The 18713-nt window shown below is 66.5% G+C and carries 13 protein-coding genes, 1 tRNA gene and 1 pseudogene; 6 read left to right on the top strand and 9 right to left on the bottom strand.

The features are described from left to right. Positions 1-645 carry a hypothetical protein gene (locus ACTHQS_RS19065; RefSeq protein ID WP_440172000.1) on the top strand — a complete coding sequence of 215 codons (645 nt, stop codon included), beginning with the start codon at positions 1-3 and terminating at the stop codon, positions 643-645. 32 nt (positions 646-677) lie between these two features. On the opposite strand, the gene ACTHQS_RS19070 is transcribed toward ACTHQS_RS19065, so the two are convergent. Further along, entirely contained in the window at positions 678-1919 is a 1242-nt protein-coding gene (locus ACTHQS_RS19070) for an NAD(P)/FAD-dependent oxidoreductase (protein WP_440172002.1), read from the bottom strand. 130 nt (positions 1920-2049) lie between these two features. Here ACTHQS_RS19070 and ACTHQS_RS19075 point away from each other — a divergent pair, with 130 nt between their 5' ends. Both ACTHQS_RS19075 and ACTHQS_RS19080 read left to right on the top strand, forming a co-directional pair. Next, positions 2050-3054: a hypothetical protein gene (locus ACTHQS_RS19075; RefSeq protein ID WP_440172004.1), complete on the top strand. Its 1005-nt coding sequence runs from the start codon at positions 2050-2052 to the stop codon at positions 3052-3054. Positions 3055-3127: 73 nt separating this feature from the next. After that, positions 3128-4204, top strand: a complete 1077-nt coding sequence (locus ACTHQS_RS19080) for a hypothetical protein (protein ID WP_440172006.1) — start codon at positions 3128-3130, stop codon at positions 4202-4204. 64 nt (positions 4205-4268) lie between these two features. On the opposite strand, the gene ACTHQS_RS19085 is transcribed toward ACTHQS_RS19080, so the two are convergent. Further along, positions 4269-5948 carry a GAF domain-containing sensor histidine kinase gene (locus tag ACTHQS_RS19085; protein WP_440172008.1) on the bottom strand — a complete coding sequence of 560 codons (1680 nt, stop codon included), beginning with the start codon at positions 5946-5948 and terminating at the stop codon, positions 4269-4271. A gap of 699 nt (positions 5949-6647) precedes the next feature. Here ACTHQS_RS19085 and ACTHQS_RS19090 point away from each other — a divergent pair. After that, positions 6648-6833: a hypothetical protein gene (locus ACTHQS_RS19090; protein ID WP_440172010.1), complete on the top strand. Its 186-nt coding sequence runs from the start codon at positions 6648-6650 to the stop codon at positions 6831-6833. 137 nt (positions 6834-6970) lie between these two features. Here the strand turns inward: ACTHQS_RS19090 and ACTHQS_RS19095 are convergent, their stop codons facing one another. The 7 genes from ACTHQS_RS19095 to ACTHQS_RS19125 form a co-directional block, all read right to left on the bottom strand. Next, positions 6971-7816: an aldo/keto reductase gene (locus tag ACTHQS_RS19095; RefSeq protein ID WP_440172012.1), complete on the bottom strand. Its 846-nt coding sequence runs from the start codon at positions 7814-7816 to the stop codon at positions 6971-6973. A gap of 116 nt (positions 7817-7932) precedes the next feature. Further along, on the bottom strand, positions 7933-8376 hold the full coding sequence (locus ACTHQS_RS19100; protein WP_440172014.1) for a hypothetical protein: 444 nt from the start codon (positions 8374-8376) through the stop codon (positions 7933-7935). Between the two features lie 7 nt (positions 8377-8383). Further along, positions 8384-9010, bottom strand: a complete 627-nt coding sequence (locus tag ACTHQS_RS19105; RefSeq protein WP_440172016.1) for a bacterial proteasome activator family protein — start codon at positions 9008-9010, stop codon at positions 8384-8386. Positions 9011-9088: 78 nt separating this feature from the next. Further along, entirely contained in the window at positions 9089-9292 is a 204-nt protein-coding gene (locus tag ACTHQS_RS19110) for a YbdD/YjiX family protein (RefSeq protein ID WP_440172018.1), read from the bottom strand. Continuing rightward, complete coding sequence (locus ACTHQS_RS19115; protein WP_440172020.1) at positions 9292-11589, bottom strand: carbon starvation CstA family protein; 2298 nt, start codon at positions 11587-11589, stop codon at positions 9292-9294. The genes ACTHQS_RS19110 and ACTHQS_RS19115 overlap by 1 nt, the downstream gene beginning before the upstream one ends. A gap of 188 nt (positions 11590-11777) precedes the next feature. Next, positions 11778-12383, bottom strand: coding sequence for a PadR family transcriptional regulator (locus ACTHQS_RS19120; protein WP_440172022.1), 606 nt, complete (start codon positions 12381-12383; stop codon positions 11778-11780). Between the two features lie 125 nt (positions 12384-12508). Next, positions 12509-13492, bottom strand: coding sequence for an NAD(P)H-quinone oxidoreductase (locus tag ACTHQS_RS19125; protein ID WP_440172024.1), 984 nt, complete (start codon positions 13490-13492; stop codon positions 12509-12511). A gap of 108 nt (positions 13493-13600) precedes the next feature. On the opposite strand from ACTHQS_RS19125, the gene ACTHQS_RS19130 reads away from it, so the two are divergent. Together ACTHQS_RS19130 and ACTHQS_RS19135 are read left to right on the top strand one after the other, a co-directional pair. Beyond that, positions 13601-13688, top strand: a tRNA-Ser gene (locus tag ACTHQS_RS19130). Positions 13689-14108: 420 nt separating this feature from the next. Continuing rightward, positions 14109-18648: pseudogene (locus ACTHQS_RS19135) on the top strand (ExeM/NucH family extracellular endonuclease). The last annotated feature ends 65 nt before the right edge of the window (positions 18649-18713 follow it).

Consider the following 18713-nt stretch of genomic DNA (forward strand, 5'->3'; position numbering starts at 1 on the left):
ATGGAACAACACGACAACCCCGCAACCGGCTGGGTTCCCGCCTGGACGGACCTACAGGAACGCAGCGTGGGCCCCATGGACGGGGGCTTCATCATCGAGGGCGGGATGGGGCAGGATACGGAAGGCAGGGAGTACCTGGCAGGCTGGCCGGGACCTGACGCTGAACAGCTTGCCGCCAAGGCGTCAGGCGAGCCCGGCGCGCGCCTCACCCTGCTTTGCTCTGACGCCGACGCCGACGCTGCCAAGGGCCTTGCACCCGGTGGCCTCGTCCCTGTGGCGGAGCGGGTACTGCTCATGGCACCGACAGGCGAGCTGAACACTGCTGTGGAGCTGCCGGAAAACGCGCAGGTGGCCCTGGCACCCATGGAAACCTTTGACGCCGTCGAAATCACTGTCTTCGACCACCCCGTCGCCAAGGGACGCATCCAGGTGCGGGACGATTTCGCCGCGGTGGCCATCACCGAACTCCCCGAGGGGCCGGAGAAGGAGACCTTCGAACGGGGTCTGTTCGCGGCAATGGCGGAAGAGGCGTTCCTCCACGGCGCCGAGTACCTACACATGGTGGTTGAGATGGAGGCCGCGGCCCCCTACGAGGCATCCGGTTGGGCCGCGGCGGGCCGTCTCGTGAGTTTCGAAAGGAGCTGACGACGGCGGCCCAGCCCACCACGGGTGGGTTGCTAATCCGGCCGACCGACTACCACCTGGGACGGACTGTGGGTGACATAGCCGTTAGCCCAGGAAAACAGCGCCCTGACTTTCTGCTGGAATCCGGGCAGCAGGGCCAGGTGGACCGCCAGCCATGACACGAAGGCCAGGGGGCCCTGCAGTTGCAGGCGCTTCCGGCCCAGTTCCGCGACCGCTGCGCCCCGTCCCACCATGGCCATGTACCCCTTGTCCCAGTACCGGAAGGGCTCGCGCACACCGCCGGTAAGGTCGGCGTAGATGTTGCGGGCCGCCCACTTACCCGACTGCTGGGCTACCGACCCAAGCTGCGGCAGCTTGTTCCCGGCGGCGTCGGTGATGTTGGCGGAGTCGCCCAGCACGTAGACCCCTTCAAAGTCGGGCGCTGTCAGATCGGGCTGGACGTCCACGCGGCCGCCCTTGCCCTGCTTCAGGCCGGACTCGGTGATGATCCGCCCTGCCTGCAGGCCGCCGGCCCACACGACAACCCGGCCGGAGATGACCGTCCCGTCTTTGAGGGTCACCCCGTCCGGCCGGACTTCGGCCACGGCCTGGCCCATGTGCAGCTGCACCCCCAGTTTTGTCAGGCGGTCCCGCGCGTACGCCTGCGACTTTTCCGAAAAAGCGGCAAGTACGTTTGGAACCATATCCACCAGGTGCACGTGGCACCGGGCGGCCAGCTCCGGCGTGAAGTACTTGGGCACGAGGTACTTGACGTTTTCGGCCAGCGCGCCGGCAGTCTCGACGCCGGTGGGACCACCGCCAACCACTATCACGTCGGCGTCTGCGCCGGGCTCCCGGTCAGCCTCGTCCAGGATGGCAGTGATGGCCGCGCTGAGCCGCGTTGCATCCGCCACGGAGTACAGCGGGTAGGCATGCTCATCTGCGCCGGGGGTGTTGAAGAAGTTCGGCACCGCCCCCGTGGCGATGACCAGGGCCTGCGCGCGGTAGGCGGACCCGTCCGCGGTGGTAACGGTGCGGTTGGCCGCATCGATCGCGGTCACCTCCGCCGTCAGGACCCGGACGCTGTTGATCCCGCGGAACTCCGATCTGAGCGGCCGCGTGACCGTGGAGACGCCGATCTGGGATGCAGCCACCTGGTAAAGGAGCGGCTGGAACTGTTGATAGTTGTTGGCGTCAAGCAGCAGAACCCGGACACCCTTCCGGCCCAACTCCTCAGCCGCCGTTTTCCCGGCAAAACCGCCGCCCACCACGATGACTTGGTATGAATCCTCCATTCGTGCAACTTACCCCTCCGGGCCGATGAGTAACAGGGTGCCTTTGCCGGTTCCGCCACCGCACTCCGTGGCCCGGCTCCTGGACCGCAAATCCGCAGGGCAGACCTGCCACGGCACCTAAGATTGCGGCATGGAAGACGAAACCCTCGCGGACATTGCCAACAGGCTGTACGCGGGGCCGTTGGAGGCCTTCGTTGCCGCCCGGGCCGCCGCGGCCAAGGAGAGTGCCGGCCGGGACAAGGACCTGGCGGCAGCGGTCCGGGGCCTGCCAAAGCCTTCCGTCGCAGCGTGGGCGCTCAACATGCTTGCCCGGCACCGGCCGGACGTGTTGGCCCGGTTGGGAGAACTTGGGGCACGGATGCGGGCAGCCCAGGACTCGCTGGACGCGAGCGCCCTGCGGGAGCTGGGCCGCGAGCGGCGGACCATGCTCGCAGACGCCGTCGAGGCTGCCCGCTCTGTTGCCCGGGAGCAGGGCCGCGCCATCAGCGACGCCATGGCATCCGACGTCGAGGAAACCCTCCGGGCGCTGACGGCTGACCAGGGCGCGGCCAGCGCCGTTGCCAGTGGCCGGCTCCTGAAAGTCCTGTCCGCAGACGGCGTCAACGACGTCGACCTGGACGGCGCGGTGGCACTTCCCGGGTTGCTCCCGGCTGCGCCCTCCGAGCCCCCCGCCGGGCCTCGCCCGGCCGCGCGGCGGGTGACAGCACCGAAGGCAGCGGCGCCCAAGGCCGCCGTGCCGGAGACACGGACGACGCCGGCGGAGCGCCCCCAGCCAACGCCTGCCAGACCCCGGCTCGAGGCAGTCCGGCAGGCTCCCCGGCGGGCCTCGCCGCCTGCGTTGGAACGGGCCAAGGCCGTCCTCGCGGAGGCCCGGGAGGCTGAAGAGACAGCCTCGCAACTGGCCCGCGAGATGCAGGAGCAGGAAGATCAGGCGCGCGTGGAAATCGCGGAACTGCAACAGGAAACCGCTGAACTTAGGAGCCGGCTCAAAACCGCAGAAGAGAACCTGGATCGCTCCCGGAAGCGGCTTGCCGCCACCACGGCAGAAGCGAAACAGGCCGCGCGGGCGGCAGGCAAGGCCAGCCGCACGGCCATGCTGGCACAGGAACGCGTCCTCCGGCTGGGCAGCACCTGACGGGAAGCGGCATACGTCCACGGGCGAAGCAGCGCCTCTCGCCCCGGGCGCAGGCGGGACCTACTCTGGAGCTATGGATGCCGCAGCAGCTCATGCCTTTGCGATTCCGCCGGTGTCAGTCCACCGCCCCACCACGGCCGGGGAAGACACCATCACCCTGGCCGCCGGCGTGTGGCTCCTCATAGGGACCTACGTGGACGGTTGGGCCCACAACAACCTCCGCGGCCTCGAGACGTTCTTCACTCCGTGGCATGCGGTCCTCTATTCAGGCTTCGCTGCCTGTGCCGTCTGGATCGCTGCCCTGACCTGGCGCCGGCACGCGCCCGGCGTGCTGTGGCGGGACGCCGTCCCCGCAGGCTATGGGGCCGCTGCGTCCGGCGTCGTGCTGTTCCTCGCTTCCGGGGCCGGAGACTTAGCCTGGCATTCCGTGTTCGGGATCGAGCAGAACATCAACGCGCTGTTCAGCCCGACCCATCTGGGCCTGGCCACCGGCGGCTTCCTCATCCTGGGCGCGCCGCTCTCCGCCGCGTGGCAGGCACCGGTGCGGCCGTGGACGCGGCTGGTACCGGCGGTCGCCAGTGCGATGCTCGCCGGCATGGTTGCAGCGTTCATCCTGCAGGAGTTCGCGGTCTTCGCCCGGCATGGGCTCATCCAGACGTACACAACCGCTGCCGGTGCGCAGCCTGCCGTGACTGTTCCAACGTCCTCAAGCGTCATGGTGTCCCTGGCATCGTTTCTCGTCTCGACGGTGGTGGTCTTTGTTCCTGTCTTCTTGCTGGCGCTGCGATGGCGCCTGCACCCTGCGGTTCCCGCGGCCATGGCACTGGTCCCGTCCGCGGGCCTGCAGGTCATGGTGGCCCTGCGGGATGCCTGGCTGCTGCCGGCGGCCCTGGCTGGTTCCATCCTCGTCGGCGCGGTGTGGGCAGTGGTCCGGCCACAGCCTGGCCATCCCGCACGGCTCATGACCGCGGCAGGCCTCGTCCCCGTCGTGTTTTGGGGTCCTTATTTCGCAGGCGTGGCGATCCACGACGGCGCGCTTAGTTTCTCCCCTGAAGTCTGGAGCGGAATCCTTGTATGGACCGGGCTTGGGATGCTCGCGCTCGCCTCGCTCACGGTGAAGGTGCGGGAAGCGGCCACCGCCACGGGTTGACAGGGCACGTGACTGGTTGGACACACCCGGGAATCCGGCTTCCTTCCTGGTCACGGCGCAGCGTTTACTCACTAAGGGGTGCTGCCCACCTCACGCTGGTGCCCTGCCCGGGCGTGCTGTCGACGTTGCAGGACCCGCCAAGGCGGGCCGCACGGTTCTTCATGTTCTCCAGGCCGCTTACCCGTTGTGGATCTTTGAAACCGCACCCGTGGTCGCGGACCGTGAGGACCACCTCGCCGTCCTGCGCGGTAAGTACAACCTGGATATCCTCCGAACCCGAATGCCTGACAGCGTTGCTGACGCTTTCCGACAGCACCGGCAACAGCTGTTCGGCCACCTCGTCGCCCACAACGTCGTCAACGGGACCCGAAAGCTGGATCCGGGGTTGGAATCCGGCTGCGTTGGCCGCTTCCTGGACAGCGCGCAAGACTCGGCCGCTTAGGATCTCCTGGTCGAGTTGCCGGGCTTGCAGGGAGTAAATGGTGTCGCGGAGCTGGTGGATACAACCGTCCAGCTCGCCGGTGATTTTGACGATGCGGCGTTCATGGGCGACAGGATCGGACGTGTAGCGCCGCAAGCCCTGGATGCTGAGTCCTGCCGCGAAAAGCCGCTGGATCACCAGGTCGTGCAAGTCCCTGGCAATGCGTTCCCTGTCAATGAACAGCGCGTGCTCTTCCCTCAGTTGGTTGGCCCTCAGCAAATCAAGCGTCAAGCCAACCCGCGAAGCAAACACCGCACTCTGCTCGACGTCCACGTCCATATAGGGCGTTGCACCGGTCGGCCGTGCCAGGATCAGCACGCTCTCGCGCTGGCCATCACAGTCGCTTCCCAAAGCGGCCACCAGGACAGGCCCGAGCTTCCCGGCCGACGACGCGTCGAACACCTGGAGCGGGTCCGACGACGCTGCTGACCCGCCACTCGCACGTACTTGGGCCAATACAGGGCCAGCGGGCAGTTCCTGCCCTGCGGGCATCGCTTGAACCCCCAGCGACGCCCGGCACCGTACATTTCCATCCACGGATACCGATGCGATCAGTGACAAGGCCGAGGCGGAGGCATGCAATGCCCGTTCCGCGATCATGTCGAGGTTTTCAATATCGGATCCCGGCCTGGCCTTCAGCCGGTCGCTGACTTCCATTCCCGCTTCCAGCCACCGCTGGCGGCTGTTGCTGTTCTCATACAGCCTTGCGTTCTGGATGGCTACGCCGGCGGCAGCGGCCAGGGCAACGGCAAGGTCCTCGTCCTCGGCCGTGAAATCCTGGCCGTCGATCCTTTCTGTCAGGTACAGGTTTCCGAGCACCTCGTCCCGTACCCGGACCGGAACGCCCAGGAAAGTCCTCGTCGGCGGACGGTTGGCCGGGAAGCCGGCGGCGAAAGGATGCTCTCCCGGATCCTGCAGTCGCACCGGTTTGGGTTCTCGAGTCAGATCCCCCAGTACACCGTGGCCAGTGGGAAGATCACCGATGACACGCGCACCATCCTCATCGATGCCGACCGTGATGAAATGGCTGAGCTCCTGATCATTTCCGATGACGCCCAGGGCGCCGTAACGCGCACCCACCAACTCGCAGGCGGCCTGCACTACCCGGTCAAGCACAGCCTCAAGGCTCAAGTCCTCTGTGAGGGACACCACCGCTCCAAGCAGGCCTTCCACCTGCTCCTGGGTCCGGACCAGCTCGTCCGCCCCGTCCACAAATTCACGCAGCAGATCGCGGGTCCGCTGCCTAATTGGTTCACGCCACATGAGATAACACTCCAGTCATTGACCAGCATCATCCACGGCGGCCTGCCTCACCCCGGATCCTACGCATGCCTGACAGCCCCCAGCGTCTCCCACCAACCATGCTATCCATCCAACGCTTGGATAAAACAGCCCTCAACGCCGAAGTACGTCACAGTTGTTCCCAAAGACACCGGACTGAAACCCTTGGCGTCGTCCGGCTGCAGCGGGTAGTTTGATGACGCGGCTATGCAGCCAGCCCGCCGGACACCACGAGAAGGCACCAGTTCCTTGGAAACGACCCACAGACTGCGCCCCCACCCTCCCACCGCCGGACCCCAGCGCACCTTCCACGCCTTCAACAGTTGGGCCGGCGTGCCGTCGTCGGACCTTCTTTGCCTCAAGAGCACCCTGCTACAGCACGAGGCGGAAGCGGACCCGGCACCGGCAAGGGCGCTGCTGGCCCAGGTCGACCGGGAACTCGCCCGCCGCATGGCAAACGCTCGCCCGGATCCCCTACTCGGCCAACGGCCAGAGCCGCGGCGAGGCGAAAGTCTCTCTGAACCAGCCGCGTGAAACCTCGGCTGTATGCCCCCAAACAGCTTCATCCGGTACCAATCCCGCGGCGGAGGCGGTGGATCCTCGACTTGGGCTTACATCCCACAACAACAACACGCGGAGCCGGTTCCAAAGAATGTCAGACCCCGGTTGCAGACTGGATCCATGGAAAACCAAGCAGTACAGGAATTTCACGTTACCTACTTCGACGCCGACTGTGGCCGGGCACGGTCCGAGGTCTTTGACACGCTCGAAGAAGCCGAGCGCTTCGCCTGCCGCCACTGCCATGGCGAGGACAGCTGGGCCATGGTGGACGCCGTCACCGTGAAGCACGTCCAGATCGCTGCCTGACCGGCCCACGTCCGGCGGGCACGGCATGGGCGACATTAAATGCCTCAGCCCGTGCTGCCTGGCAATTGCCTGCAACACGGGCTGAGGTTGGCTTGGCAGTGTGCACCGGCCGCTTGGACCGATGCCGCTCCCGGGGATTAGGCGAAGTCGGACACCGCCGGGTCGGCTCCGATGCGGCCTTCGCCGCCGGCGGTCCGGTCCAGGTCGTTGATGGCTTCGACATCCTCTGCATCCAGGGAGACCTCCAGTGCTGCGAAGTTCTCCTTGATCCGTGACTCAGTCACCGACTTGGGGATGACCACGTTGCCGATCGCCAGGTGCCAGGCGATAACCACCTGGGCCGGGGTGGCCTGGTGCTTGGCAGCGATGGAGGCGACCGCCGGGTCCTGCAGCAGTTCCCCGCCCTGGCCCAGCGGGGACCATGCCTGGGTCAGGATGCCTTTGGAGGTGCCGAACTCACGCAATTGGCGCTGGCTGAAGTATGGGTGCAGTTCGATCTGGTGGATGGCCGGAACCACACCCGTTTCGTCAATGAGCCGCTGCAGGCCCTCAACGGTGAAGTTGGAGACGCCGATGGACTTCACCCGGCCGCGCTTCTGGAGTTCAATCAGGGCCTTCCAGGTGTCAACGTACTTGTCCTGCTTGGGCTGCATCCAGTGGATCAGGTACAGGTCGAGGGTTTCCAGGCCGAGCCGGTCCATGGACTCCTCGAAGGCGGCGAGGGTGGACTCGTAGCCTTGGTCCGCGTTCCACAGCTTGGTGGTGATGAAGATTTCTTCCGGAGACAGGCCGGAGCTGGCAATGGCACGGCCCACGCCGGCCTCGTTGCCGTAGATCTTTGCCGTGTCGATGTGCCGGAAGCCGGCCTCGAACGCCTGGCGCACGACCTTTTCAGCCACGTCGTCCTCAACCTGCCACACACCGTAGCCGAGCTGGGGGATCGTGTTTCCGTCGTTGAAAGTCAAGGTAGGTGAAAGAGTCATGGTTTCATCCTGCCAAAGCTGCCCGCCCCGGCGCTCCGGATTCCGGCCCTGTCAGCCACACGCTTAACTGAAAAGTAGGCTTCCAATTCGGGAATATTCCAGCGGCGCCCGCGCAGCTATTCCGCGTGAAGCTGCCTCTCGGCGTCGTCCACCTGCTGGAAGACGGCTTCAGCGCGGCGGTGCACGGACGCTGCACCCACCGGCACCGGACCTACGGCGAGCCGCAGCATTGCTGCGGCTTCGGCCGTGGTTGCCAGTGAATTTCCGGCCTTGGACAGGGATCTGTGGACGTCCGCCAGGGCCGCCGGTATGTCCAGCCCGTCGCTGGGAACGCGCCGCTGCGCCTCCATGCATACCGCACGGACGCGCGGCAGCAGGGCAGCAAGCTGGTTGGCGATGTCCACCAGCTCGCCGTACAGCTGGTCATCCTCCACGCCCTCGAGCACTTGGTGGAAGCGGTCAAGTCCCCGGTGGAAGCGGTCGTGCGCTCGGCGCCACAACCCTTTACCCAATTCCACGTCGTCCTTGCGCCCCTGCCTGGCGGCGCTGAAAAATCCCAAGCGGAGCCTACAGGTACTGGCCCGGGCCGTGGTCCGGGTCCTCACGCTGGCCGGGCCGGGCCGGCTGACCCTGCCGGGCGCCGGCCGGGGCACGCTGGGGCTCGCCGTTTTCACCGATGACGACGCCGGGCGCAATCATGGTGCCCGGCGGCAGCTGGCGCAACTGAAGCTGTGCCGCTGCATGTTCCCGGGCTGCGTTCTGGGCGGCGATGGCCGTCTGGATCCCGTGGAACAGGCCCTCAAGCCACCCCACCAGCTGGGCCTGGGCGATCCGAAGCTCGGCGTCGGAGGGAGTTGCCTCGTCGGAGAAAGGCAGGCTGATCCTGTCCAGCTCCGCCACCAGCTCCGGCGCCAGCCCGTCCTCGAGCTCCTTGATGGAGCGTTCGTGGATGGCCGCGAGCCGCCCCCTCGCGGCGTCGTCCAGCGGCGCGGACTTCACCTCTTCGAGGAGCTGCCGGATCATGGTGCCGATCCGCATCACCTTGGCAGGCTCGTCCACCAGGTCCTGAAGGCTGCTGCCCCGGGGCCTGCCGTCCCCGTCGGACGGAGCCGGGACGGGCGCCTCGCTGTCATCAACGGGAGTGCCTTCTACCGGGAGATCCTCAGCTGCCTGAGTGTCGTTGGGATCGCTCATGCGTTCATACTCTCATGGCCCATCCGCCCAGGGCCCACCGGGGGAACCCTGTGGCAGGCTTGTCCGCTGCGAGCTCAATCAGCAGCACCGGCCCTGCGGGTTGGTGTCCTGGCGGTCCGTCCGGTCCCGCCAGAACTCACGCTCCGTCAGGGGTGCTTCCTGGTGTCCTGCCGCCCGGTGATGTTCCAGGTACTTGGCGTAGGCGTCGGCGCCCATGACGCCGCCCAGGTAGCGGGCGAACCCGCGGAACCCGTTGGCGACCAGGGCGATACCGGTGCTCATCAGTGCCCTGCCCGTTCAAGGCGGGCCTCGGCGGGCACTTTCTCCCACTCGGCAGCCAGCTCCCGTTCGGCGGTTGTCTGGACGAGCCCGGCGGGGGCAAAGACGCGCGACGGGACTGCCGGGTCCTCGTTGTCGGTGGTGGCCACTCCTTCGGAGCGGTCACGGAACGCCTTGACCGTGGCGAGCACCGCCGTCGCAATCACGATGATGCTGAGCACCACGAAGATCACGGACAGCCAGCCTTGGATGGCGGTGTTGCGGACCACGGCTTCCATCGCAGCGACCGATTTCGCGGTGCCGAACTCCTTCTTGCCGTCGGCCAGGGCCTTGCTGAAGGCAGCGTTGTTGGCGAAGTAGCCCACGGCAGGAGTGGAGGAGAAGATCTTCTGGTAGCTCGCCGTGATGGTGACCACCGCAGCGAACGCCAGCGGCAGGGCGACGATCCAGAGGTACTTGAAGGTGCCGCGCTTGGCGACGATGGCCAGGACCACGGCCAGCGCGATGGCGGCGAGCAGCTGGTTGGCGATGCCGAACAGCGGGAACAGGGTGTTGATGCCGCCCAGCGGATCGGTGACGCCCATCAGCAGCACCGCGCCCCAGGCTGCCACCATGATGGCGGTGCAGAGCCAGGCACCGGGCCGCCAGGAGGCTTCCTTGAACTTGGGAACGAAGTTGCCGATGGAGTCCTGCAGCATGAAGCGGGCAACGCGCGTGCCGGCGTCCACAGCGGTGAGGATGAAGAGCGCCTCGAACATGATGGCGAAGTGGTACCAGAAGCCCATGAGGGCGGTGCCGCCGACGAACTGGTGCATGATGTGCGCCAGGCCCACGGCCAGCGTGGGGGCGCCGCCGGTCCGGGACACGATGCTTTGCTCGCCCACGTTCCGGGCCGTCTCGGACAGCAGGTCCGGGCTGATGTTCACCCCGGCCAGGCCCAGGCTGTTGACCCAGGTGGCTGCCGTTTCCACGGTTCCGCCGGTGAGGGCTGCGGGGGCGTTCATGGCGAAGTACAAGCCGCGGTCGATCGAGATGGCTGCCACCAGGGCCATGATGGCCACGAAGGATTCCATCAGCATGCCGCCGTAGCCGATGTAGCGGGTCTGCCGTTCCTTCTCCACCAGTTTGGGGGTGGTGCCGGACGAGATGAGGGCGTGGAAACCGGACAGGGCGCCGCAGGCGATGGTGACGAACAGGAAGGGGAACAGGGCCCCGGAGAACACGGGTCCGTTTTCCCGGCTGGCGAATTCGCTGAACGCGGGAACGGTGACTTCGGGACGGACCACGATGATGGCCAGCGCGAGCATCACGATCACGCCGATCTTCATGAAGGTGGAGAGGTAGTCGCGCGGGGCCAGGAGCAGCCACACCGGCAGGATCGCCGCGATGAAGCCGTAAATGATGAGGCCCCAGGCGATGGTCACCTTGTCCAGGTGGAACACGGTTGCACCCCACTGGGTCTGCGCCACCAGGCCGCCGCCGATGATGGCTGCCATCAGCAGGACGAAGCCGATGATGGAGACTTCCATGACCTTGCCGGGCCGGAGGTAGCGGAGGTAGACGCCCATGAAGAGGGCGATGGGGATGGTCATGCCCACGGAAAACACACCCCATGGGCTTTCACCCAGGGCGTTGACGACGACGAGCGCCAGGATGGCCACGATGATCACCATGATGAGCAGGGTGGCAACCAGGGCGGCGGTGCCGCCGATGACGCCGAGTTCCTCGCGGGCCATCTGGCCAAGGGAGCGGCCGCCGCGGCGCATGGAGAAGAACATCACCAGGTAGTCCTGGACGGCGCCGGCGAGGACCACGCCGACGATGATCCAGATGGTGCCGGGAAGGTAGCCCATCTGGGCCGCGATGACCGGGCCCACCAGCGGGCCGGCGCCGGCAATAGCGGCGAAGTGGTGGCCGAACAGCACGTTGCGGTCCGTGCGGACGTAGTCCTTGCCGTCCGCCTTGTATTCGGCGGGGGTGGCACGGCGGTCGTCAGGCTTGGTGATGTAGCGTTCGATCACCTTGGAGTAGAAGCGGTAACCGATAAGGTACGTGCACACGGAGGCGAAAACAAACCAGATGGCGTTGACGGTCTCACCCCGCACGATGGCCAGCATGAACCAGGCGACGCCGCCCAGCAGCGCAATCGCCGCCCAGAGCGCGATCTTCGCCGGGGTCCATTTCCGGTCTTCGGCTTCGAGCCGGGCCTCGTCCACGGCGGGCGGGGGAAGACTCGGGTCCGTGGCCAGTCCGCCCTCCGCCCGGGATCCGTTCTTCCGTTGGTCAGGCACTCCGGCCATGTCTCCTCCTTGAGAGATTTCCCACTTTTCCTACTGGGCACCCTACCAACGCCCGTCGCCGCTTCAGCGGCCGACGGCGGCGCGGCGCCGGGCCGTGCGGTGAGCGGCAGCGACGCGGCGACGAATGAGGGGGGAACGGATAGTGGACCCGCTGCGGACCCTATACGCTCACCGGCGGCCGTGCCCGCTCACCGGTGGCTGTCCGCGTTGAGCGAGGCGTCTTCCGTGGCCCCGTTGGACGCCTTCCGGGCAGGACCTGTGGCGGAGGCCTGTGCTTGCTGGACCATCCTGGCCTCGCAGAGGTCCAGCCAGCGGACTTCGGCTTCGGTCTGGAAGATCAAGGAGTCGAGCACCAACAGCCAGGCGGTATCCGTGGCCCGCTGGTTCGCGGCCGTGTCGCGCCGGGCCTTGGTGTAGTCCTGCAGGGCCCTGATGGACGCGACGCGCTGGGCCTGGATGATGGCCTGGACATCCACCCCCGGCAGGGTGACGGCGAGCGCGAGCTTGATGGCGAGCTCGTTGCGGGGCGGGTTGTTTCGCTCCACCGGGGCAGCGAACCAGCTCCGCACCTCCGCCTTGCCGGCAGGAGTGATGCTGTACACCACGTGGCCCTCGCCGTCGTCGCCTTCCTTGGCCACCAAATCATCGCGTTCCAGCCGGTCCAGCGTGGTGTAAACCTGCCCGATGTTCAGGGGCCAAGTGGCTCCGGTGCGGTTCTCGAACTCGACCCGCAGCTGGTACCCATAGCGGGGTTGGTCCTGCAGCAGGGCGAGGAGGCTGTGACGAATCGACATATGGCTCCCCCGGGCTTAGTCATTTACCGGTATGCACAGGCCCCCAAGACCCGTGCATACCGCGTATACGAAGCCTAAACCGGAAGCATCCCGAAGCGCAATACCGGGTATGTATGGTGGGGCTCCTACATCACCAGGAGGACCTTGCCGACGTGATCGCCGCTGTCGAAATACCGGTGGGCGTCACCCACCTGGTCAAGGGGGAACGTCTTGGCAACGAGCGGTCGTATCCTGCCGTCAGCCACCAGCGGCCACACGGCGTCCCGGACGGCGGTCATGATGGCACCTTTTTCCGCCACCGGCCTGGGCCGCAGGGCGGTGGCCACCACGGCCGCCCGCTTCTTTAGCAGCAGCCCCAGGTCCAGTTCACCCTTGGTTCCGCCCTGCAGGCCGATCACCACCAGGCGCCCGTAGTCGGCCAGGGCGTCCACGTTCTGGGGGAGGTACTTGGCCCCCACCACGTCGAGGATGACGTCCGCCCCCTTGCCGCCATTCTGCCGCCGAAGGCTCTCCGGAAAGTCTTCCTCTTTGTAATTGATGGCGATATCCGCCCCGAGGAAGGCTTTGGCGGTGCTGACCTTTTCCTCAGTCCCGGCCGTGGTGGCAACTTTGGCGCCGAACGCCTTGGCCAATTGGATGGCCATGGTGCCGATCCCGCCGGTGGCGCCGTGAATGAGGACCGTTTCGCCCGGCTGCAGCTGCGCCGTCATGATGAGGTTGGAGTAGACCGTTGCGGCCACCTCCGGCAGCGACGCGGCGGTGACCAGGTCAACGCCGTCGGGGACGCGCAGCACCTGCTCAGCCGGGACCGCCACCTGCTGGGCATAGCCGCCGCCTGCGAGCAGGGCCACTACCTTGTCCCCCAACGAGAACGGCTTGCTCACGCCGGGCCCGAAGCCGGCAATCCGGCCTGACACTTCCAGTCCCGGAACCTCGGAGGCGCCGGGCGGCGGCGGGTAGAACCCCCGGCGCTGCTGGACATCGGCCCGGTTCAGCCCCGCAGCCACCACATCGATCAGCACTTCGCCCTGGCCGGGCACCGGGGCGTCCACGTCCCGCACTTCCAGCACTTCCGGGCCGCCCGGTTCCGATATATAGACGGCTTTCATGGACCTCTCCCGTTCCTGACTTAAATCCTGACTGCATCCAGTGTGCACCGGGCGCTTCCCCGGGCCTGTTTTGTTGCAGGCAAGTGCCTATGAAACACTACTAGCTGAGGAAGGTTGTCCGAGCGGCCGAAGGAGCTGGTCTTGAAAACCAGTGTGCGGTAACCCCGTACCAAGAGTTCGAATCTCTTACCTTCCGCAAGGGAACCCCTGGCAGCCGGCACCGGCCGCCAGGGGTTTTTTGTTTTAACGCCCCCACGCCCTGCCGTGTTGCGCGGACGTAAATTCTTTGGAGTAACCCCTCGCCAAACCCTGGCCCCAAAGCTACCCGCGGGTAATGTTTGTGACTGCCGGCACATTTGCGTTTTAGCCGGCAGCATCACTCCCGCCAACAGCACTTCCGGCCCGGGCTAGGGAAGCCTGGGCCGCAGTGCGGGCCGCTCCGCTGGGGAACGTCCCGCCGAATGCACGCTCCAGCAACTTTGCGTTCATTCAGTGCTGTTGTCATATGCCTGACACCCACTTGACCAGGAGCAGGATCCGGGCTGGGTCCGGATCCTGCTCCTGGCGCACTCCACCGGGCCACCCACCCGGGACACCTCGATGAAAGTAAGAGCGGATGCATCTGAATAAATGGAAGTCGACGCTGGGCACAGCGTTGTCCGCGGGGCTCATCGCAGCTCCGCTGGCAGCTGTGCCCGCGGTAGCGGACAGCACAGCCGCGGAGGTCTCAACCGCGGCAGGCACCTCCCCCGTTGTAATCAACGAGGCCTACCTGAGCGGCGGCAGCAGCGGCGCCGCCTACAAGAACAAATTCGTGGAGCTGTACAACACTTCGGATGCCCCGGTATCCCTGGACGGCTGGTCCGTTCAGTACCGCTCAGCCACCGGCACGGGTGCGCCCTCCGGCGTCGCGCCGCTGTCCGGTTCCATCCCGGCCAAGGGCTACTACCTGGTGCAGGGCAGCAGCAACGGAACCAATGGCGCCGACCTCCCCAAGCCTGACCTTGCCACCACCCTGAACCCGAGCGGCACAACGGGAACCATCGTGCTCGCCAAGCAGCCCACCGCCGTCGCGCTTTCCACCGGTTCCGTAGTGGAAACCGCCGGCGTGGCGGACCTCCTGGGTTACGGCACGTCCAACACCTTTGAAACCCAGGCTGCCGCGGCACCTGCCGGAAACACCGATGTGAAGAGCCTCAACCGGGCCGCCGGGACGGACAGCAACAACAACGCCGCAGACTTCACGCTCCTTGGCGCCATCACGCCAACCCCGTCAGGCGGCACAGCTCCGGCTCCCGACCCCACACCATCGCCGGATCCCGTTGCCCGGACCATCGCGGAGATCCAGGGCACCGGGACGGCAAGCCCGCTGGCCGGAGCCACCGTCACCACCAAGGGCAAAGTCACCGCAGCCTTCCCCACGGGTGGACTCAACGGCTACTACCTCCAGACCGCGGGCTCCGGCGGCGACCTGACGGCCACCAACCACGCCGCATCCGACGGCCTCTTCGTCTACTCCCCCGCCACCGTTGCTTCGGTGCAGGCCGGCGACTACGTGCAGGTCACCGGCACCGTGGCCGAGTACTACGGCATGACACAACTCAACGTCACGGCGGCGGAGGGCCTCACCAAGCCCACCGAGGCCGCCCCCGAGGTCAAGCCCACCATCTTCACCCTCCCCGCCACGGAAACCTTCCGCGAATCGCTGGAAGGCATGCTGCTGGCACCCCAGGGCCCCATGACGGTGAGCGACAACTACAGCCTGAACCAGTTTGGGGAGATTGGCCTTGCCGGCGGGACCACTCCCCTGGTCCAGCCCACCGCTGTGGCACCGTTCGGCTCCGCCGAATACACCGCCGCCGTGGCTGACAACGCTGCCCGCGGCATCAAGCTCGACGACGGGTCCAGCACCAACTTCCTGAAGGACGCCGCCACCAAGGCCGAGATCCTGCCGTACCTCACCACAACGGACCACGTCCGCGTCGGCTCGCCCGCTACGTTCACCACCAACGTGGTGCTCGGCTATGCCAACAACTCCTGGAAGCTGCAGCCGCTGACCCACCTGACCGACGCCAACAAGGCCACGGTGCAGCCGGCCAGTTTCGGCGCCACCCGCACGGAGGCTCCGTCCGGCACCCGTGGGCGGCAACGTCAAGATCGCCTCCTTCAACGTCCTGAACTACTTCCCCACCACCGGGGACACCCTGTCGGGCTGCACGTTCTACGAGGACCGGGACGGCAACCCGATCACGGTCCGCGGCGGCTGTGACGCCCGCGGGGCTGCCAACGCCGAGAACTTCCAGCGCCAGCAGGACAAGATCGTCTCCGCCATCACCAGGTCCGGCGCCGACGTCGTGACCCTGATGGAAGTCGAGAACTCCGCGCAGTTCGGCAAGAACCGGGACGCTGCCCTGGCCAGGCTGGTGGAAGCCCTCAACATCCCCAGCCCTGGTATCTGGGACTACGTCCGCTCCCCCGCCAACGCTCCGCCGCTGGCTGACGAGGACATGATCCGCACCGCGTTCATTTTCAAGAAGGCCGTGGCCGAACCCGTAGGTGAATCCGTCATCCACAACGACACCGTTGCCTTTGCGAGCGCCCGCAAGCCGTTGGCCCAGGTCTTCAAGCCTGTGGGCGGCGGAGCCGGCACGGAATTCATCGCCATCGCCAACCACTTCAAGTCCAAGGGCTCGGCTGCTACCCCGGACGACACCGACAAGGGCCAGGGCGCCTCGAACCTTGCCCGCACTGCGCAGGCGCAGTCCCTGCTTGCCTTCTCCGACGAACTGCAGAAGTCCAAGGGCACCGACAAGGTGTTCCTGGCCGGCGACTTCAACTCCTACGGCAAAGAAGACCCGATCAACGTCCTGACCGCCGCGGGCTATGTCAACCAGGACGACAAGGCCCGCAACGCCGACGGCTCAGCCAAGCACTCCTACCTGTTCGGCGGCCTGGTGGGGTCCCTGGACCACATTCTTGCCTCTCCGGCAGCCAATGCCGTGGTCACCGGGGCCGACATCTGGAACATCAACTCCGTGGAATCCGTGGCGCTGGAATACAGCCGCTACAACAGCAACATCACCAACTACTACGCCCCGGACCAGTTCCGTGCCAGCGACCACGACCCCGTGGTGGTCGGCCTGGACCTGGCGTCCACACCTGCGACCGTTGACCTCAACCTCCTGAACATCAACGACTTCCACGGCAGGATCGACACCAACACGGTCCAGTTCGCCGGCACCATCGAGAAGTTGCGGGCCGCGGCCGCCCCCGGCGCCACCGCGTTCCTGTCCGCCGGTGACAACATCGGCGCTTCCCTGTTCGCCTCGGCAGTTGCCAAGGACCAGCCCACCATCGATGTACTCAATGCACTGGAACTGAAGGCGTCTGCCGTGGGCAACCACGAGTTCGACGGCGGCTGGGCGGACCTGCGGGACCGCGTCGTCGCGGGTGGCACCAACGCCAAGTTCCCCTACCTGGGTGCGAACGTCTACAGGAAGGGCACCACCGAACCGGTGCTGCCCGAGTACACGGTGCTGGACCTGAACGGCGTCAAGGTCGCCGTGATCGGCACCGTCACCCAGGAGGTCCCGTCCCTGGTGACACCGGCCGGCATCGCCGACCTCGACTTTGGGGACCCGGTGGACGCCATCAACCGGGTGGCCGCAAAGATCACGGCGGACAAGCTGGCCGACGTGATCATCGTGGAAGATCACGACGGCGCCGGCTCAGGTGTGGTGGAAGGCGCCACACTGGAGCAGGAAGTGGCAGCCGGCGGCCCGTTCGCGAAGCTGGTCACCGAAACGTCTCCCGAGGTGGATGCGATCTTCACCGGCCACACGCACAAGGAATACGCCTGGGAGGCACCCGTTCCCGGCGCAGCGGGCAAGACCCGTCCCATCGTGCAGACCGGAAACTACGGCGAGAATGTGGGCCAGATCCAGCTGACCGTGGACAGCGCCAGCAAGGAGGTGACGGCGTACAAGGCCGGTAACGTCAAACGCACCACGGACGCCGCCGCTGGCCTGGTCGCCGCGTACCCGCGCGTGGCCGCCGTCGATGCCATCGTCAAGAAGGCCCTGGCGGACGCGGCCGTGGTTGGCAACCAGCCCATCGGATCGGTCACCAAGGACATCACCACGGCCTTCACCACCGATGCCACCGGCACCCCAAAGCGCGATGACCGCGGCAGCGAATCCACCCTGGGCAACCTGGTGGCCGACTCCCTGCTCTCTTCCCTGCAGCCGGCTGAGCTCGGCGGCGCGGAAATCGGCGTCGTCAATCCCGGCGGCCTGCGCAACGAGCTGTACTACGCTCCGGACGGCACCATCACCTACGCCGAGGCCAATGCGGTGCTGCCGTTTGTGAACAACCTGTGGACCACGTCCCTGACCGGTGCGCAGTTCAAGACCCTGCTGGAGCAGCAGTGGCAGACCAACCCGGACGGCACGGTTCCCAGCCGCGCGTACCTGCAGCTGGGCCTGTCGAAGAACGTGAACTACACCTACGACGGCACCCGGGCCGCCGGGGACCGCATCACCTCGGTTCGGGTGAACGGTGAACTGCTGGACCCGGCCAGGTCCTACCGGGTAGGCACGTTCAGCTTCCTGGCAACCGGCGGCGACAACTTCCGGATCTTCACGGAGGGTACCAACACCCGGGATTCCGGACTGGTGGACCGGGACGCGTGGATCGGCTACCTCCAGAAGAGCGGCCCTGTGTCTCCGGACTTCGCACGGCGTTCGGTGGCGGTCACCAACACCACGCCAGACGGGGTGAAGCCCGGCGAAGCAATCACGCTGGCCGTCTCCAAACTTGACCTGACCTCCCTCGGCAGCCCGGTGAACACGGCCTTGGAGGCTTCGTTCACCGACGCCGCGGGCAAGGTCACCCCGCTGGGCACAGTACCGGTGGCCGCCGGTACAGCCTCGGTGAACCTGGCCGTCCCGGCCGGGGCGGCGGAGGGTACGGCAACCCTGGTGCTCACCGCCGTCGAGTCCGGCACCGTGGTGAAGGTGGCCGTACTGGTGGGGGCCGTTACGCCGGCGCAGCCGATCTGTGTTCCGCCGGTCAAGCCCACCCGTCCCGCTGACGTCAGGGGCCAGGCGAACTACGGCCAGGCCATGGCCGCCTACCGCGCCTGCCTGCGCGGCTAATCAACGGCACGCGGTGGCACTGCCACCCTGGCGCCGCATCAGCAACGCCCGTTCGCCAAAGGTGA

The sequence above is a fragment of the Arthrobacter sp. SAFR-044 genome, from assembly GCF_051965175.1.
Taxonomy (GTDB): Bacteria; Actinomycetota; Actinomycetes; order Actinomycetales; family Micrococcaceae; genus Arthrobacter.

Bases quoted from the DNA above. Each gene is read 5' to 3' on its own strand.
- ACTHQS_RS19065 (WP_440172000.1), top strand. From the start codon at position 1: ATGGAACAACACGACAACCCCGCAACCGGCTGGGTTCCCGCCTGGACG.
- ACTHQS_RS19070 (WP_440172002.1), bottom strand. From the start codon at position 1,919: ATGGAGGATTCATACCAAGTCATCGTGGTGGGCGGCGGTTTTGCCGGG.
- ACTHQS_RS19075 (WP_440172004.1), top strand. From the start codon at position 2,050: ATGGAAGACGAAACCCTCGCGGACATTGCCAACAGGCTGTACGCGGGG.
- ACTHQS_RS19080 (WP_440172006.1), top strand. From the start codon at position 3,128: ATGGATGCCGCAGCAGCTCATGCCTTTGCGATTCCGCCGGTGTCAGTC.
- ACTHQS_RS19085 (WP_440172008.1), bottom strand. From the start codon at position 5,948: ATGTGGCGTGAACCAATTAGGCAGCGGACCCGCGATCTGCTGCGTGAA.
- ACTHQS_RS19090 (WP_440172010.1), top strand. From the start codon at position 6,648: ATGGAAAACCAAGCAGTACAGGAATTTCACGTTACCTACTTCGACGCC.
- ACTHQS_RS19095 (WP_440172012.1), bottom strand. From the start codon at position 7,816: ATGACTCTTTCACCTACCTTGACTTTCAACGACGGAAACACGATCCCC.
- ACTHQS_RS19105 (WP_440172016.1), bottom strand. From the start codon at position 9,010: ATGAGCGATCCCAACGACACTCAGGCAGCTGAGGATCTCCCGGTAGAA.
- ACTHQS_RS19110 (WP_440172018.1), bottom strand. From the start codon at position 9,292: ATGAGCACCGGTATCGCCCTGGTCGCCAACGGGTTCCGCGGGTTCGCC.
- ACTHQS_RS19115 (WP_440172020.1), bottom strand. From the start codon at position 11,589: ATGGCCGGAGTGCCTGACCAACGGAAGAACGGATCCCGGGCGGAGGGC.
- ACTHQS_RS19120 (WP_440172022.1), bottom strand. From the start codon at position 12,383: ATGTCGATTCGTCACAGCCTCCTCGCCCTGCTGCAGGACCAACCCCGC.
- ACTHQS_RS19125 (WP_440172024.1), bottom strand. From the start codon at position 13,492: ATGAAAGCCGTCTATATATCGGAACCGGGCGGCCCGGAAGTGCTGGAA.